At 65.1% G+C, this 15447-nt stretch carries 13 protein-coding genes; 3 read left to right on the top strand and 10 right to left on the bottom strand.

From position 1 onward, the window contains the following. Nucleotides 1-8: 8 nt before the first annotated feature. Complete coding sequence (locus ACI766_RS01530; protein ID WP_003084318.1) at nt 9-950, bottom strand: alpha/beta hydrolase; 942 nt, start codon at nt 948-950, stop codon at nt 9-11. A 76-nt stretch (nt 951-1026) separates the two neighbouring features. Between ACI766_RS01530 and ACI766_RS01525 the strand changes: the two genes are divergently transcribed. Next, nucleotides 1027-1638 (top strand): DUF6436 domain-containing protein, encoded by a 612-nt coding sequence (locus ACI766_RS01525; RefSeq protein WP_010793554.1) that lies wholly within the window; start codon nt 1027-1029, stop codon nt 1636-1638. Between the two features lie 104 nt (nt 1639-1742). Beyond that, nucleotides 1743-2246, top strand: coding sequence for a transcriptional regulator (locus tag ACI766_RS01520; protein WP_003112942.1), 504 nt, complete (start codon nt 1743-1745; stop codon nt 2244-2246). Here the strand turns inward: ACI766_RS01520 and ACI766_RS01515 are convergent. Next, nucleotides 2225-3277 (bottom strand): AraC family transcriptional regulator, encoded by a 1053-nt coding sequence (locus ACI766_RS01515; protein WP_023121866.1) that lies wholly within the window; start codon nt 3275-3277, stop codon nt 2225-2227. The two genes, ACI766_RS01520 and ACI766_RS01515, sit on opposite strands and share 22 nt — an antisense overlap. A 110-nt stretch (nt 3278-3387) precedes the next feature. Here ACI766_RS01515 and hacB point away from each other — a divergent pair, with 110 nt between their 5' ends. Further along, nucleotides 3388-5775, top strand: a complete 2388-nt coding sequence (hacB, locus tag ACI766_RS01510; RefSeq protein ID WP_023121865.1) for an N-acylhomoserine lactone acylase HacB — start codon at nt 3388-3390, stop codon at nt 5773-5775. A 177-nt stretch (nt 5776-5952) separates the two neighbouring features. On the opposite strand, the gene ACI766_RS01505 is transcribed toward hacB, so the two are convergent. From ACI766_RS01505 to ACI766_RS01470, 8 genes are all read right to left on the bottom strand, one after another. Further along, the gene (locus ACI766_RS01505; RefSeq protein WP_003084307.1) at nt 5953-6822 is read right to left on the bottom strand and encodes an ABC transporter permease subunit; all 870 of its coding nucleotides are present in this window, start codon (nt 6820-6822) and stop codon (nt 5953-5955) included. Nucleotides 6823-6904: 82 nt separating this feature from the next. After that, complete coding sequence (locus tag ACI766_RS01500; RefSeq protein ID WP_003121722.1) at nt 6905-7786, bottom strand: ABC transporter permease subunit; 882 nt, start codon at nt 7784-7786, stop codon at nt 6905-6907. A gap of 26 nt (nt 7787-7812) precedes the next feature. Next, nucleotides 7813-8967 carry a polyamine ABC transporter ATP-binding protein gene (gene potA, locus ACI766_RS01495; RefSeq protein WP_003084303.1) on the bottom strand — a complete coding sequence of 385 codons (1155 nt, stop codon included), beginning with the start codon at nt 8965-8967 and terminating at the stop codon, nt 7813-7815. A 54-nt stretch (nt 8968-9021) separates the two neighbouring features. Next, nucleotides 9022-10119, bottom strand: a complete 1098-nt coding sequence (gene spuE / locus ACI766_RS01490; protein ID WP_003084301.1) for a spermidine-binding protein SpuE — start codon at nt 10117-10119, stop codon at nt 9022-9024. A 418-nt stretch (nt 10120-10537) separates the two neighbouring features. Beyond that, complete coding sequence (gene spuD / locus ACI766_RS01485; RefSeq protein WP_003084299.1) at nt 10538-11641, bottom strand: putrescine-binding protein SpuD; 1104 nt, start codon at nt 11639-11641, stop codon at nt 10538-10540. A 115-nt stretch (nt 11642-11756) separates the two neighbouring features. Further along, nucleotides 11757-13127 carry a putrescine--pyruvate aminotransferase gene (gene spuC / locus ACI766_RS01480; protein WP_003084297.1) on the bottom strand — a complete coding sequence of 457 codons (1371 nt, stop codon included), beginning with the start codon at nt 13125-13127 and terminating at the stop codon, nt 11757-11759. A gap of 65 nt (nt 13128-13192) precedes the next feature. Beyond that, complete coding sequence (locus ACI766_RS01475) at nt 13193-14551, bottom strand: glutamine synthetase family protein (protein WP_003084290.1); 1359 nt, start codon at nt 14549-14551, stop codon at nt 13193-13195. A gap of 40 nt (nt 14552-14591) precedes the next feature. Further along, a complete protein-coding gene (locus ACI766_RS01470; protein WP_003112938.1) occupies nt 14592-15344 on the bottom strand; it encodes a gamma-glutamyl-gamma-aminobutyrate hydrolase family protein in 753 nt (250 codons plus the stop codon). Nucleotides 15345-15447 lie beyond the last annotated feature (103 nt).

The raw sequence follows: 15447 nt of genomic DNA, 5'->3' as shown, positions 1-15447 counted from the left end.
CCTGGAACTCAGGCCCCCAGCGCGTCGCTCAGGAAATCGAAATAGCGCCGCCGCAGCCCCTCGCTTTCGTTCGCCAGGTGATGGCGCGCCTCTTCCAGCAACAGTATCCGCGGCTCGTCGAATTTCTCCCGCAGCACCTTCAGGCCATGGCGCCAGTCCACCGTCTCGTCGGACTCGCCCTGCACCACCAGGGGGCTCAGGGCACGCCGAGGTGCCCGCTCGATGCGCGGCACCCAGCGGGTCAGCGCGCCGACCCAGGCGGTCGGCAGGGTGCGTGGCTGCAACGGATCGTGCTCGCGGAGGAAGTCGAGGAACTGCGGATCGCTGGAGTTCTCCGAGAAGCGCCGCGGGATCGAGTCGACGAAGGGGCTCAGCAGGCGGTAGCTGAGCTTCGACCAGCCCCAGGCGCGCGGGCGCACCAGCGGCGCCAGGAGAATCGTCTCGCCCAGCTCGGGACGTTCGCCGCCGTGCAGCAGGTAGTCCAGCAGGATCGCCCCCCCGGTGCTTTGTCCGCAGAGGTGCCAGGGCGCCGCCAGGTCGAGTTCGGCAGCCTGGCCCAGCAGGCCCTTGAACACCGCCTGGTATTCGGCGAAGTCGCGGATGCTGGCCCGCTCGCCTTCGGACAGGCCATGCCCCGGCAGGTCGCAGGCGAGCACCGAGAAGCCCATGCCCAGCGCCCAGTCGACCACGTGCCGATACAGTCCCATGTGGTCGTAATAGCCATGCATCAGCAACAGGCTGCCGCGCGCTTCCGGCAGCAGCCAGGCCTGCACCGCCAGGCGGCGCCCGTCGACCGCCATGCTGCCGAGCCGCGCTTGCAGGCGCGGATGGCGGGAGCGCAGGTCCAGGCCGTAGTAGGCCTGGTAGGCGAGGACGGCGGCGTCCGCCTCGGCCGCGGCCAAGGGTCGCAGGTGCTGGCGCAGGTAATCGGGGTTGAAGGCTTCTGACATCGGCGGTTCCGGGCTGCAATCGATTCGTGGCCGGGCCACGGGCGAAACCCAGGGATATTCAGCTGCGCGCGAACACATGGCAAGCTTGGCACCCGTTTTCCGTGTGAATGCCATGACTCCCCGCCGCAAGACGCTCCTCGTCAGCCTGGTCGGCCTGCTCTGGGCCGGCGGCCTGCTCGCCGCCTACTGGTGGTTCGAGATCCGCTACATCCGCCCGTTCAGCGAGCAGACCACCCTGTTCTCCGGCGACAGCCTGCGCCTGCCGGCCGAGCTGGCCGGGCCGGGGGCGATCCGCCTGGTGCATTTCTGGGACCCGGCCTGCCCCTGCAACGTCGGCAACCAGCAGCACCTCGGCGAGCTGATCGAACGCTTCGCCGGCAAGGGCGTGGAGTTCCATGTCCTGCAGAAGCCTGGCAGCCAGGGCCGCCTGCCGGACAACCTGGCCGCCCTGCGCCCCCTCGCCGGTCTGCCCGGTTCCGAGCAGTTGCCGGCCAGCCCGGCCGTGGCGATCTGGGACCGCGACGGCCGCCTGGCCTACTTCGGCCCCTATAGCGAGGGCGCGGTATGCACCTCCAGCAACAGCTTCATCGAACCGATCCTCGAAGCGCTGCTGCAGGGACGTCCGGTGGATGCCACCCATACCCTCGCCGTGGGTTGCTACTGCCCCTGGACCCCGGGAAAAGGCTGACCTGGCTCAACACCGGGCCTTCCGGAGGGGGCGCCGGAAGGCGTAGCGGCTACACTGCCCGGGTCGGCCCACGAGGGGCCGTTGCCGAACCAAGGAGTCGCTGCATGTCCCTACGTCCCACCCTCGCCCTGCTCGCCCTCGTCAGCCTGCCGCTGATGGCCGCCCAGAACGACCCTCAGCCCAGCAGCAAGGAACTGATGAAGGAGCACCAGGCGCAGATCCAGAACGACCTGGCCGACGTCGACTACAAGCGCAAGCGCATCGTCGAGGCCAACATGAACCTCACCGACCAGGAAGGCGAGAAGTTCTGGCCGATCTACAACACCTACCGCACCGAGTCGGACAAGCTCAGCAAGGAAACCCTCAAGCTCCTGCTCGACTACGCCCAGGCCTACAACAGCGGCAACGTCAGCGACGACCAGGCGAGCAAGCTGATCGAGCGTGTCGACGACCTCCAGGAGGACCGTCTGGAACTGCGCGACAAGTACGTCAAGCGCATCGCCAAGAACGTCTCGCCCAAGCGCGCCATGCGCTTCCTGCAGATCGAGATCCAGCTCGACGCCATCGCCACCCTGGAGATCGGCCGTCAGGTACCGCTGGTCGAGTAACCCTCTTCCCGCTTCGCCAGCCGCGCCCTGTATTGCTCCGGGGGCGCGGCGTGCCAGCGGCGAAAGGCCCGGTAGAACGGCGACAGCTCGGCGAACCCGCAAGCCTTGGCCACCTCGCGGATGGCGCGACCGGCCAACAGCATCTCGCTCGCCCGCTGCCGGCGAACCTCATCGCGAACCTGCCGGAAACTCGCTCCCCCAGCGGCCAGCGCACGCTGCAAGGCACCGCTGCCAAGGCCCAGCTCCGCCGCGCACTGGCGCAAGCCATAGCCCTCCCCGAGGCGCAGCTCGATCAGGTAGCGCACGCGATTGAGCAAGCGGTTCTCGCTGAGTTCGCGGGACTGTTCTTCCGCGTGGCGGGTCAGCACGTCATGCATGTCCGGATTGGCGTTGCGCGAAGGACGCCGCAGCAAGGCGGCGGAAAACACCAGGGCATCGTGCGGCCGCGAGAACAGCGGCAGCCTGCCGAACAACCGGCGGTGTTCGCCCAGCCGCGGCGGGGCTCGGTGGCGGAACTCGATGCGCTCGGCGACGAACTCGTCGTCGCTGATCAGCGCCAGCAGCTTGAGGAACAGCAGCATCAGGCATTCGATCTGCTGGCGCAGCGAGACATAGCCCAGGTAGTTGATGTCGAGGATCAGCCTTGCCGTTTCCCCTTCGACCTCGAGGCGCGCGGCGAAACCGCCGGAGAGAATGTGCTGGAAACGCACGAAGCTGCGCAGCGCCTCCTCCAGGTCGCGCGCGGACAGCAGCAGGTAGCCGACCACATCGAGCAGGCGCGGCTTCATTGCCTCGCCCAGGTGCAGGCCGATGTCGGCATCGCCGGTCACCGCCGCCAGCTCGGTCCAGAACAACGGGGCGTTGTCATGCACCAGGCGGCCGCCCAGGGTCGGCGGCGGCAGCGGGATACGCCGGTAGACGCTGCGGTAGACGCGGGTGGGGTCGAGCCCGAGGGCGTCCAGGGCTTCATACAACAGACGCCGCAACGTGGCGGAATGGGTCAGGGGGCTGGTAGACGGGTCGTCCTGCATGGCGGCTCCTCGCGATTGACCAAAGACTTCCAGGGTCCGAGCATTCGGTCAATGCCGCGGGCCGGCGGCATCCGCAGAATGCTCGGCACTACAACAAGGAGAAAGGATCGATGAAACGCACCCTGACCGTGATCGCCGTGGCGGTCGCCGCCGCGGCTGCCGGCGGCGCCTGGTACCTCCATGCCAAGCAGCCGCTCCGCAACGGCTCGCTCGCCCTGGCCCACCTGCAGGCGCCGGTCGACGTGCGCTACGACGAGCGCGGGGTTCCGCACCTGTATGCGCAGAACCAGACCGACCTCTACCGCGCCCTCGGCTACGTGCACGCCCAGGACCGCCTGTTCCAGATGGAAATGCTGCGGCGCCTGGCGCGCGGCGAGCTGGCCGAAGTGCTCGGACCCAAGCTGGTGGATACCGACCGTCTGTTCCGCACCCTGCGCATCCGCGACCACGCCGCCGAATACAGCGCCCGCCAGGACAAGCAGTCGCAGCCCTGGAAAGTGCTGGAGGCCTACCTGGACGGGGTCAACCAGTTCCAGGAAAACAACCCGGCGCCGCTCGAATTCGATCTGCTGGGCATACCCAGGCGTCCCTTCACCCCCGAAGATACCCTGAGCATCGCCGGCTACATGGCCTACAGCTTCGCCGCCGCCTTCCGCACCGAGCCGGTGCTGACCTACATCCGCGACGAACTGGGCAGCGACTACCTGCGCATCTTCGATCTCGACTGGCATCCGCAGGGCGTGCTGACGCCCTCCGGCGCACTGGGCGCCGGCGACTGGAAGGACCTCGGCGCCCTCGCCCGTCTCAGCCAGCAGGCCCTGGAGGACGCCGGCCTGCCGCAGTTCGAGGGCAGCAACGCCTGGGTCGTCGCCGGCAGCCGCACCGCCAGCGGCAAGCCCCTGCTGGCCGGCGACCCGCATATCCGCTTCGCCGCGCCGGCGGTATGGTACGAGGCCCAGCTGAGCGCGCCCGGCTTCGAACTCTATGGCCACCACCAGGCGCTCAACCCCTTCGCCTCGCTGGGCCACAACCGTGCGTTCGGCTGGAGCCTGACGATGTTCCAGAACGACGACCTCGACCTGGTCGCCGAGAAGGTCAACCCGGACAACCCCAACCAGGTCTGGTACCAGGGCGAATGGGTCGACCTGCAGAGCGAGGAGCAGGAAATCGCGGTCAAGGGCGCTGCGCCGGTGAAGCTCACCCTGCGCCGCTCGCCCCACGGTCCGATCGTCAACGACGCGCTCGGCGCCAGCTCCGGCAAGACCCCGATCGCCATGTGGTGGGCTTTCCTCGAGACCGAGAACCCGGTGCTCGACGCCTTCTACCAGCTGAATCGCGCCGATACCCTGGCCAAGGCCCGCGCGGCGGCCTCGAAGATCCATTCGCCGGGACTCAACCTGGTCTGGGCCAACGCCGCCGGCGATATCGGCTGGTGGGCCTCGGCGGCCCTGCCGAAGCGGCCGGAGGGGGTGAACCCGAGCTTCATCCTCGACGGCAGCAAGGGCGAGGCGGACAAGTCCGGCTTCTATCCGTTCGCCGACAACCCACAGGAGGAAAACCCGGCGCGCGGCTATATCGTCTCCGCCAACTTCCAGCCGGTCCCGGCCAATGGCCGGCCGATTCCCGGCTACTACAACCTGGCGGACCGCGGCCAGTGGCTGGATACCCAACTGGCCGACCGCGGCACCAAATGGAACCTGGACAACAGCCGCGCGCTGCAACTCAGCAATCGCACCGGCTACGCGCCACGCCTGCTCGCACCCTTGCTGCCGGTCCTGCGCGAGGTGGTCGACGACGCCGAAGGCAAGCGCCTGGTCGAGCAACTGGCGGCCTGGAACGGCGACTACCCGGTCGACTCGACCACCGCCACGCTGTTCAACCAGTTGCTGTTCCAGATTGCCGAGGGCGCCTTGCACGACGAACTGGGCGATGCCTTCTTCGACAGCCTGATCGCCACCCGCGCCATCGACAGCGCGCTGCCTCGGCTGGCTGCCGACGCCGACTCGCCCTGGTGGGACGACCGCCGCACAGAACGCCGGGAAACCCGCGCGGATATCGTCAGGGCCGCCTGGAACGCCTCCCTCGCGCATCTGCGCGGCACCCTCGGCAACGACCCGTCCGGCTGGCTGTGGGGCAAGGCGCATACCCTGACCCACGAGCACGCCCTGGGCCAGCAGGCGCTGCTCAAGCGCCTTCTCAACGTCGGTCCGTTCGCCGCCCCCGGCACCCACGAGGTACCGAACAATCTGTCGGCGAAGATCGGCCCGGCCCCCTGGGCGGTCACCTACGGTCCATCGACCCGGCGCCTGGTGGACTTCGCCGACCCGACCCACAGCCTCGGCATCAACCCGGTCGGGCAGAGCGGCGTGCCCTTCGACGGCCACTACGACGACCAGGCCGAGGCCTACATCGAGGGCCACTACCTGCCGCAGCACTACGAGGAAAACGAGGTGAAGGCGAACAGCAAGGGCGTGCTGGTGCTGGAGCCGAAGCGCTGAGCCGGTCGGCGTGGGGTCGGGCGAGTAACCGCATGGTGGTTGTCCGCCGGATACAACGGGGTATCGGCGGATAACGCCTCGGGCGTCGCCCTACGGAGCGTAGCCAGGCATTTCCCGCCACCGACGCGCCAATGAAAAAGGCCACCCGCAGGTGGCCTTTTCTTTTCGGCGGAGGGCTCAGGCCGGGGTCGGCGAGCCTTTCTGCCAGTCGGTCGCGGTCTCTTCCATCGCCTGCTGGATCGCCCGGCGACGCCGCTCCTCGGCCTGGCGGGTGAAGTACCAGGCGAAGAAGGTGAACAGCGAAACGCTCAGCAGGATCAGGCTGGCCACCGCGTTGATCTCCGGCTTCACGCCCAGGCGTACCGCCGAGAACACTTCCATCGGCAAGGTGGTCGAGCCGGGTCCGGAGACGAAGCTGGCCAGTACCAGGTCGTCCAGCGACAGGGCGAAGGACATCATGCCGCCCGCCGCCAGCGAGGGCGCGATCATCGGGATGGTGATCAGCAGGAACACCTTCCAGGGCTTGGCGCCCAGGTCCATCGCCGCTTCCTCGATCGACAGGTCGAGTTCACGCAGGCGCGCCGACACCACCACCGCCACGTAGGACGAGCAGAAGCTGGTGTGGGCGATCCAGATGGTCACGATACCCCGTTCCTGCGGCCAGCCGATCAGTTGCGCCATGGCCACGAACAACAGCAGCAGCGACAGGCCGGTGATCACTTCCGGCATCACCAGCGGCGCGGTGACCATGCCGCCGAACAGCGTACGACCGCGGAAGCGCGGGATGCGGGTGAGGACGAAGGCCGCCAGGGTGCCGAGGAGCACCGAGGAGAACGCCGTATAGAAGGCGATCTCCAGGGAGCGTCCGACCGAGCTGACCAGTTGGGTGTTGTCCAGCAGGCCGACGTACCACTTCACCGACCAGCCGCCCCACACCGTCACCAGCTTGGAGGCGTTGAACGAATAGATCACCAGGATCAGCATCGGCAGGTAGATGAAGAGCAGGCCGACGATCAGCATGACGTTGGAGAAATTCCAGCGCTTCATACCTTGCCCTCCAGTTCTTTGGCCACGCTTCTGGATAGAGAGCCTGTTGAACGGGATACGGAGCGGGATACGCTGTGCTGGCTCATACCTTGCCCTCCAGTTCTTTGGCCTGGTTCTTGTTGAACAGGATGATCGGGATGATCAGGATCGCCAGCATCACCACCGCCAGGGCGGACGCCACCGGCCAGTCGCGGTTGTTGAAGAACTCCTGCCAGAGCACCTTGCCGATCATCAGGGTCTCGGGGCCGCCGAGCAGTTCCGGGATGACGAACTCGCCCACCGCCGGGATGAACACCAGCATGCAGCCGGCGATGATGCCGTTCTTCGACAGCGGCACGGTGATCTTCCAGAAGCTGGTGAAGTTACGCGCGCCCAGGTCGGAAGCGGCCTCCAGCAGGCTCGGGTCGTGCTTCACCAGGTTGGCGTAGAGCGGCAGGATCATGAACGGCAGGTAGGAATAGACGATGCCGATGTACACCGCGATGTTGGTATTGAGGATGGTCAGCGGCTCGCTGATGAGCCCCAGCCCCATCAGTACGCTGTTGAGCAGGCCGTTGTTGGAAAGGATGCCCATCCAGGCATAGACCCGGATCAGGATCGCCGTCCAGGTCGGCATCATGATCAGCAGCAGCAGGACGGTCTGCGAGGACTGGCTGGAGCGGGCGATGGCGTAGGCCATCGGGTAGCCCACCAGCAGGCAGATCAGGGTACTGATGAAGGCCATCTTCAGCGAGCCGAGGTAGGCATCGATGTAGAGCGGGTCATCGGTCAGCATCAGGTAGTTGCCGAGGTTGAGGAGCACCTGCAACTGCTGGTCCGCGTAGGCGAAGATCTCGGTATAGGGCGGGATGGCCACGTCCGCTTCCGCCAGGCTGATCTTCAGCACGATGGCGAAGGGCAGCAGGAAGAACAGGAAGAGCCACAGGAACGGCACCCCGATGACCGCATGCCGCCCGGTGGGCATGCGCTTTTTCAGGCTGTTGGCGAATTTCATGACTGCAGTACCACGCCGCTGTCGTCGTACCAGCTGATGTACACCGACTGGTCCCAGGTCGGCCGGGCGACGTGGCGCTCGGCGTTGGCCATGAAGGCCTGGACGATCATCCCGGAGGCCAGCTTGATGTAGTACACCGAGTGGCCGCCAAGGTAGGCGATGTCGTAGACGGTGCCCTGGGCCCAGTTGTGCCCGGCGTGTTCCAGGTTGTCCGGCTTCTGCGCGCTGATCATCACTTTCTCCGGCCGCAGCGCGTAGGTGATGCGCTTGTCCTCGGCGCGGGTGCTGATGCCGTGGCCGATGTAGATCGGGTTCTCCAGCTGCGGGCAAGCGATCACCGCATGGTCCTGCACGTCCTCCACCAGCACGCCGTCGAACAGGTTGACGTTGCCGATGAACTCGCAGACCAGGCGGCTCGCCGGGGTCTCGTAGATGTCCATCGGGCTGCCGATCTGCTCGATGCAGCCCAGGTGCATGATGGCGATGCGCTGGGCCATGGTCATGGCCTCTTCCTGGTCGTGGGTCACCATCACGCAGGTCACGCCGACGCGCTCGATGATCTCCACCAGTTCCAGTTGCATCTGCGAGCGCAGCTTCTTGTCCAGCGCGCCCATCGGCTCGTCGAGCAGCAGCAGCTTCGGCCGCTTGGCCAGCGAACGGGCCAGGGCCACCCGCTGGCGCTGGCCGCCGGAGAGCTGGTGCGGCTTGCGCTTGGCGTACTGGGTCATGTGCACCAGCTTGAGCATCTCGGCCACGCGCTCGTCGATCTCGGCCTTGGGCAGGCCGTCCTGCTTGAGGCCGAAGGCGATGTTCTGCGCCACGCTCATGTGCGGGAACAGCGCATAGGACTGGAACATCATATTGATCGGCCGCTCGTAGGGCGGCAGGTCGGTGATGTCCTGGCCATCGAGGAAGATCCGCCCCTCGGTGGGCCGCTCGAAACCGGCGAGCATGCGCAACAGGGTGGATTTACCCGAACCGGAGCCGCCGAGCAGGGCGAAGATCTCGCCCTTGTTGATGGTCAGGGACACGGTGTCCACCGCCAGCGTCTCGTCGAACTGCTTGGTTACCCGGTCGATCTTTACCAGCACCTCTTTCGGCTGCTGGTTGCCCTCTAGGGCTTTCTTGTAGGCACCGGAGGCTATCGCCATTACCACAACTCCCAAGTCGTTGAGCCCGGTCACGCTACCGGGCGGAATTTGAACTTATTTGCCGGTCTTGATCCGGGTCCAGGTACGGGTCTGCAGGCGCAGCACCTTGGCCGGCAACACGGCGGAAACGTAGAGCTTGTCGAGCACGGCCTGCGGCGGATACACCTCCTCGCTGTCGCTGACGCTCTTGTCCATCAGCGGGCGGGCCCCCGGTATCGCGTTGGCGTAGCCGACGTAGTCGCTGACCTTGGCGATCACCTCCGGACGCAGCAGGTAGTCGATGAACGCGTAGGCGTTATCGGCGGCCTTGGCATCGGCGGGAATCGCCATCAGGTCGAACCACAGGTTGGCGCCTTCCTTGGGAATCACGTACTGGATGTCGATGCCCTTGCCGGCCTCTTCGGCGCGGGCAGCGGCCTGGAAGACGTCCCCGGAATAGCCGAAGGCGACGCAGATGTTGCCGTTGGCCAGGTCGGAGATGTACTTGGAGGAGTGGAAGTAGCTGACGTAGGGGCGAACCTTGGTCAGGACTTCCTCGGCCTTCTTGTAGTCCTTCGGGTCGTGGGTGTTGGGATCCAGCCCCAGGTAGTTGAGGGCGGCGGGCAGCATCTCGTCACCGCTGTCCATGAAGGCCACGCCACACTTGGCGAGCTTCTTCATGTTCTCCGGCTCGAAGAGGATGGCCCAGGAGTCGATCGGCTGGTCACCGAGGACTTCCTTGACCTTGGCCACGTTGTAACCGATGCCGTTGGTGCCCCACAGGTAGGGAACCGCGTACTGGTTGCCCGGGTCGCTGACCTCCAGTTGCTTGAGCAGCGCCGGATCGAGGTTCTTCCAGTTCGGCAGCTTGCTCTTGTCCAGCTTCTGGAAGGCACCGGCCTGGATCTGCTTGCCGAGGAAGTTGTTCGACGGCACCACGATGTCATAGCCGGAGTGGCCGGAGACCAGCTTGCCCTCGAGGGTCTCGTTGGAGTCGAAGACGTCGTAGCTGACGTCGATCCCGCTCTCCTTGGTGAAGTCCTTGAGGGTGGTGGGAGCAATGTAATCGGTCCAGTTATAGATGTGCAGGCTCTTCTTCTCCGCCTGCACGGGGCCCGCGATCGCCGTAGCCAGAGCGGCTACCAGCAGTGTCTTGCCAATGGAATGTTGCATGTCCGACTCCTGTTCCGGGCCTTTTCACGGCAGCACCCTGCCTGTTCGACCCGTGTTCTTCAAGTGCCGATGTAAGCCCAGATCACTCGGGTTTCATGACAACCCGACGATTCCGCCGGGAAACATGAGTGAGCTGGGTTCCCTACCGGCGTGTTGGTTTCAGGTTTTCCGGGCCCTCGGCCCCGGTGCGAGCGACACGACCGGCCCCGGCGCGGCAGATTGGCGCAGCGCCCATGGCAGCGTCTTCGTCGTCGATACTGCGTCCGGTCGTCGGGCCCCCAGGAGGAAGCGTCTGGACGAACGGGCAAAAGAGTCGAACCTCTTCGCAGGGGAGCGTGGCCGGAGGAAACCCGGCCGCGTTCCGGTTCTCTCGTGCCGGAGCGCCGGCGGCTTCAGGCGCCGCCGGGCTCCTCGCGGATCACTTGCCGGACTTGATCTTGGTCCAGCTGCGGGTCATCGCCCGCTGGGTCTTGGCCGGCAGGTCGGGGAAGGTATACAGCTTCTTCATGACCTCTTCGCTCGGGTAGATGCCCGGGTCGTTGCGGATCGCCTCGGACACCAGCGGGGTGGCCGCCGCGTTGCCGTTGGGGAACTGAACCACGTCGGTGATCTCGGCCATGATTTCCGGCTTCATCAGGAAGTTGACGAAGGCCAGGGCGCCCTCGGTGTTCTCGGCGTCCTTCGGAATGGCGACCATGTCGAAGAAGCTGCCGGCGCCTTCCTTGGGAATGTTGTACTTGACGGTGACCTTGTTCTTCGCCTCTTCGGCGCGGGACTTGGCCTGGTAGATGTCGCCGGAGTAGCCGATGGCGACGCAGATGTTGCCGTTGGCCAGGTCGGAAATGTACTTCGACGAGTGGAAGTAGGTGACGTAGGGACGGATCTTCAGGAACAGCTCTTCGGCCGCCTTGAGTTCCTTGGGATTGTCGGTGTCCGGCTTGTAGCCGAGATAATGCAGGGCCGCCGGGAGGATCTCGGTCGGCGAGTCGAGGAAGCTGACGCCGCACTGCTTCAGCTTCTGGATGTTCTCCGGCTTGAATACCAGGTCCCAGGAATCCACCGGCGCGTTGTCGCCGAAGGCCGCCTTGACCTTGTCCGGGTTGTAGCCGATGCCGATGGTGCCCCACATGTAGGGAATCGCATGCTCGTTGCCCGGGTCGCTGACTTCCAGGGTGTGCATCAGGTCCTTGTTCAGGTTCTTCCAGTTCGGCAGCTTGGACTTGTCGAGCTTCTGGTAGACCCCGGCCTTGATCTGCTTGGCGAGGAAGGAGTTGGACGGCACCACCACGTCGTACCCGGACTTGCCCGCCAGCAACTTGGCTTCCAGCACTTCGTTGCTGTCGTAGACGTCGTAGACGACCTTGATCCCGGTTTCCTTGGTGAACTTCTCCAGGGTGTCCGGCGCGATGTAGTCGGACCAGTTGTACACGTGCAGCACCTTGTTGTCCGCAGCCTGCGCCATACCGGCCACAGAGCCCGCCAAGGTCAGGGCGAGCAGGGTCTTACCGAAACGTTTCATCATGCGGGGTAGCTCCATTTTTGTTGAAGTATCCGGGCGGTGGCGCAACCGATCGCGTCACCACCCGGTGAGCCTGGCCAACGCACTGGCGCAGTCTGGCAAAAGTCCGCTCAGGGACTCAAGCCAGGACGGCGGCGGCGGTCTGATCGAGGCACTTGCGCGCCAGGGTGATCAACTCATCGATCTGCGACGGATCGATCACCAGCGGCGGCGAGATAATCATAGTGTCGCCCACCGCGCGCATGATCAAACCGTTGCGGAAACAATGTTCCCGGCACAGCATCCCGACGCCCTTGTCGGTGAAACGCTCGCGGGTCTTCTTGTTCTTGACCAGCTCCAGGGCGGCGACCATGCCGACCCCGCGCGCTTCGCCCACCAACGGGTGGTCGGCCAGCTCCTGCCAGCGTTTCTGCAAATACGGTGCCGTTTCCGCCTTCACCTTCTCGATGATCTTCTCTTCGCGCAGGATGCGGATGTTCTCCAGGGCCACGGCGGCCGCCACCGGGTGACCGGAATAGGTGAAGCCGTGGTAGAACTCGCCGCCCTGGTTGAGCACTTCGACGATCTCGTCGCGCACCACCACCCCGCCCATGGGGATGTAGCCGGAGGTGAGGCCCTTGGCGATCGGCATCAGGTCCGGGGCGTTGCCGTAGTACTGGCTGCCGAACCACTCGCCGGTACGGCCGAAGCCGCAGATCACTTCGTCGGCGATGAACAGGATGTCGTACTTGGCGAGGATCTCGCGGATCTTCGGCCAGTAGGTGTCCGGCGGGACGATCACGCCGCCGGCGCCCTGGATCGGCTCGGCGATGAAGGCGGCGACGTTTTCCTCGCCCACTTCGAGAATCTTCTTCTCCAGCTGCTCGGCGGCCCAGACGCCGAACTCGTCCGGCGACATGTCGCCGCCCTCGCCGTACCAGTAGGGCTGGGCGATGTGGACGATGCCCGGGATGGGGAAATCACCCTGCTCATGCAACGCCTTCATGCCGCCCAGGCTGACGCCGGCGACGGTGGAGCCGTGGTAGCCGTTCCAGCGGCCGATCACCACTTTCTTCTGCGGCTGGCCCTTGGTCGCCCAATAGTGGCGGACCATACGCAGCACGGTGTCGTTGGCCTCGGAGCCGGAGCCGGTGAAGAACACGTGGTTCATGCCTTCCGGAGCGACGTCGGCGATCGCCTTGGCCAGCTCGACCACCGGCGGGTGGGCGGTCTGGAAGAACAGGTTGTAGAACGGCAACTCGCGCATCTGCCGGGTGGCGGCCTGGACCAGCTCCTCGCGGCCGTAGCCGACGTTGACGCACCAGAGGCCGGCCATCGCATCGAGGATCTTGTTGCCCTCGCTGTCCCAGATATAGACGCCTTCGGCCTTGGTGATGATCCGCGCGCCCTTCTCGTTCAACTGCTTGTAGTCGGTGAACGGCGGCAGATGGTGGTCGCGGCTCAACGCCTGCCACTCACGGGTCTTGGCGTTGGTGATTTGGCTGTTCATGTCACACCTCTTCTATTCAAGACTGTCCGGGAGCGGCGGACCACGCCGGCCGCCCCCGGTCAGGATCAAACGGAAAGCAGGAGGAATTCCCGCTCCCAGGAGCTGATTACCCGCTTGAAATTCTCGTGCTCCGCACGCTTCACCGCGACGTAGCCGCTGATGAACTTGCTGCCGAGATACTGCTCGAGGGGCTTGCAGTTCTCCATGCGCTCCAGCGCCGCTTCGATCGTCAGCGGCAGGCGCAGGTTGCGGCGTTCATAGCCGCGACCTTTGACCTGGGCGCTCGGCTTGATGCCTTCGACCATGCCGATGTAGCCGCACAGCAGGCTGGCAGCCAGCGCCAGGTAAGGGTTGGCGTCGGCGCCGGCGAGACGGTTCTCGACCCGGCGGTTCTCCGGGCTGGAGTCCGGCACGCGCAGGCCGACGGTACGGTTCTCTTCGCCCCACTCGACGTTCACCGGCGCCGAGGTATCGGGCAGGAAGCGGCGGAACGAGTTCACGTTGGGCGCGAACAGCGGCAGCACTTCCGGGATGAACTTCTGCAGGCCGCCGATATGGTGCAGGAACAGCTCGCTCATGGTGCCGTCGGCATTGGAGAAGATGTTCTTGCCGGTCTTCACGTCGACGATGCTCTGGTGCAGGTGCATCGCGCTGCCCGGCTCGCCGGTCATCGGCTTGGCCATGAAGGTCGCGGCGACGTTGTGCTTGAGCGCGGCCTCGCGCATGGTGCGCTTGAACACTAGGATCTGGTCGGCCAGGTCGAGGGCGTCGCCATGACGGAAGTTGATCTCCATCTGCGCGGTGCCTTCCTCGTGGATCAGCGTATCCAGGTCAAGGCCCTGGGCCTCGCACCAGTCGTACATGTCCTCGAACAGCGGGTCGAACTCGTTGGCGGCGTCGATGGAGAACGACTGACGCCCGGTTTCCTGGCGTCCGGAGCGGCCCACCGGGGCCTGCAACGGATAGTCGGGGTCGTCGCTGCGCTTGGTCAGGTAGAACTCCATCTCTGGCGCCACGATCGGCCGCCAGCCCTTGTCGGCATACATCTTCAACACGCGCTTGAGGATGTTGCGCGGCGACAGCTCGATGGGATTGCCGAGCTTGTCGAAGGTGTCGTGGATCACCATCGCGGTGGGCTCGATGGCCCAGGGGACGAGGAACACGGCATTCTCGTCCGGGCGGCAGACCATATCGATGTCGGCCGGGTCGAGCAGGTCGTAGTAAATGTCGTCTTCCACGTAGTCGCCGGTGACGGTCTGCAGCAGAACGCTCTCCGGCAGGCGCATGCCCTTTTCCGCGATGAATTTGTTGGTCGGCGAGATCTTGCCGCGGGCGATGCCTGTCAGATCGGAAATCAGGCATTCCACTTCGGTGATCTTGCGTTCCTTCAGCCAGCTGGTCAGCTGGTCTAACTTGGTAGTCATAAAGACCTCAGGGTTGAGAGTCCGGCCCCAACAGCCGGACTCAACGTTGCCCCGCCCTCTTGCTGCAGGCCTTACCGAAAGCCTGGAAGATAGCGAGATAGTTGGGGTTCGTCAGAACCTGCCACTCCGGGTGCCATTGCACACCAAGAGCGAAGGCTTTTGCACCTTCTACGGAGATGGCTTCGACCAACCCGTCAGGCGCCAGTGCTTCTACTCGAAGGCCCGGCGCCAGACGATCAACGCCCTGGCCATGGATGGAATTGACCTGGAACTCGCTCGGCAAGCCGATACCGGCGAGCACTCCGCCCGGCTGCACATGCATGGCATGGCGCGGCGCGTACTGAACCTCGAGCGGCTGGTCGGCCGGCTCGCGGTGGTCCATGAAGGTTCCGACCTCGTGCACCTTCTGGTGCAGGCTGCCGCCGAAAGCCACGTTCATTTCCTGGAAACCGCGGCAGATGCCGAGGACCGGAATGCCGGCGTCGATGGCGGCGCGGACCAGCGGCAGCGTGGTGGCGTCGCGGTCGGAGTCGTGGAGGGTGCCGGGCTCGCTCGCCGGTCCACTATAATGACGGGGCTCGACGTTCGACGGCGAGCCAGTGAAGAGCAAGCCGTCGACGCTGTCCAGCAGGGCTGCCTGGTCGATCGACTCGCCCAGCGCAGGAATGATCAGCGGGAGACCGCCAGCGCCGTTGACGACGGCACGCAGATATTTGTCGCCGGCAATGTGGTAGGGATGAAGACCGATCTGCTTGGTGCAGGCGGTGACGCCGATTAACGGCAGGCGAGACATGAGACACCCGTTGTTTGTAGATGTTATGGGGTTTGGCCGAGCTTAGCGTTGTTCATTTTTTTACACAATAGGCCTGTAAAAAATTGAACACGCACTCCTGAAC

The organism is Pseudomonas sp. DL (genome assembly GCF_047199225.1).
In the GTDB taxonomy this organism is placed as follows: domain Bacteria; phylum Pseudomonadota; class Gammaproteobacteria; order Pseudomonadales; family Pseudomonadaceae; genus Pseudomonas; species Pseudomonas aeruginosa.
Note: the sequence above shows the minus strand (reverse complement) of the source record. Positions and strands in the feature narration are given on the sequence as shown.

What these genes read in the sequence shown, in the direction of transcription:
- ACI766_RS01530 (WP_003084318.1), bottom strand. Translation starts at nt 950, where the DNA reads ATGTCAGAAGCCTTCAACCCCGATTACCTGCGCCAGCACCTGCGACCC.
- hacB (WP_023121865.1), top strand. Translation starts at nt 3,388, where the DNA reads ATGAAACGCACCCTGACCGTGATCGCCGTGGCGGTCGCCGCCGCGGCT.
- potA (WP_003084303.1), bottom strand. Translation starts at nt 8,967, where the DNA reads ATGGCGATAGCCTCCGGTGCCTACAAGAAAGCCCTAGAGGGCAACCAG.
- spuD (WP_003084299.1), bottom strand. Translation starts at nt 11,641, where the DNA reads ATGATGAAACGTTTCGGTAAGACCCTGCTCGCCCTGACCTTGGCGGGC.
- ACI766_RS01470 (WP_003112938.1), bottom strand. Translation starts at nt 15,344, where the DNA reads ATGTCTCGCCTGCCGTTAATCGGCGTCACCGCCTGCACCAAGCAGATC.
- ACI766_RS01500 (WP_003121722.1), bottom strand. Translation starts at nt 7,786, where the DNA reads ATGCCCACCGGGCGGCATGCGGTCATCGGGGTGCCGTTCCTGTGGCTC.
- ACI766_RS01505 (WP_003084307.1), bottom strand. Translation starts at nt 6,822, where the DNA reads ATGAAGCGCTGGAATTTCTCCAACGTCATGCTGATCGTCGGCCTGCTC.
- ACI766_RS01525 (WP_010793554.1), top strand. Translation starts at nt 1,027, where the DNA reads ATGGCAAGCTTGGCACCCGTTTTCCGTGTGAATGCCATGACTCCCCGC.
- ACI766_RS01475 (WP_003084290.1), bottom strand. Translation starts at nt 14,551, where the DNA reads ATGACTACCAAGTTAGACCAGCTGACCAGCTGGCTGAAGGAACGCAAG.
- ACI766_RS01515 (WP_023121866.1), bottom strand. Translation starts at nt 3,277, where the DNA reads ATGCAGGACGACCCGTCTACCAGCCCCCTGACCCATTCCGCCACGTTG.
- spuC (WP_003084297.1), bottom strand. Translation starts at nt 13,127, where the DNA reads ATGAACAGCCAAATCACCAACGCCAAGACCCGTGAGTGGCAGGCGTTG.
- spuE (WP_003084301.1), bottom strand. Translation starts at nt 10,119, where the DNA reads ATGCAACATTCCATTGGCAAGACACTGCTGGTAGCCGCTCTGGCTACG.
- ACI766_RS01520 (WP_003112942.1), top strand. Translation starts at nt 1,743, where the DNA reads ATGTCCCTACGTCCCACCCTCGCCCTGCTCGCCCTCGTCAGCCTGCCG.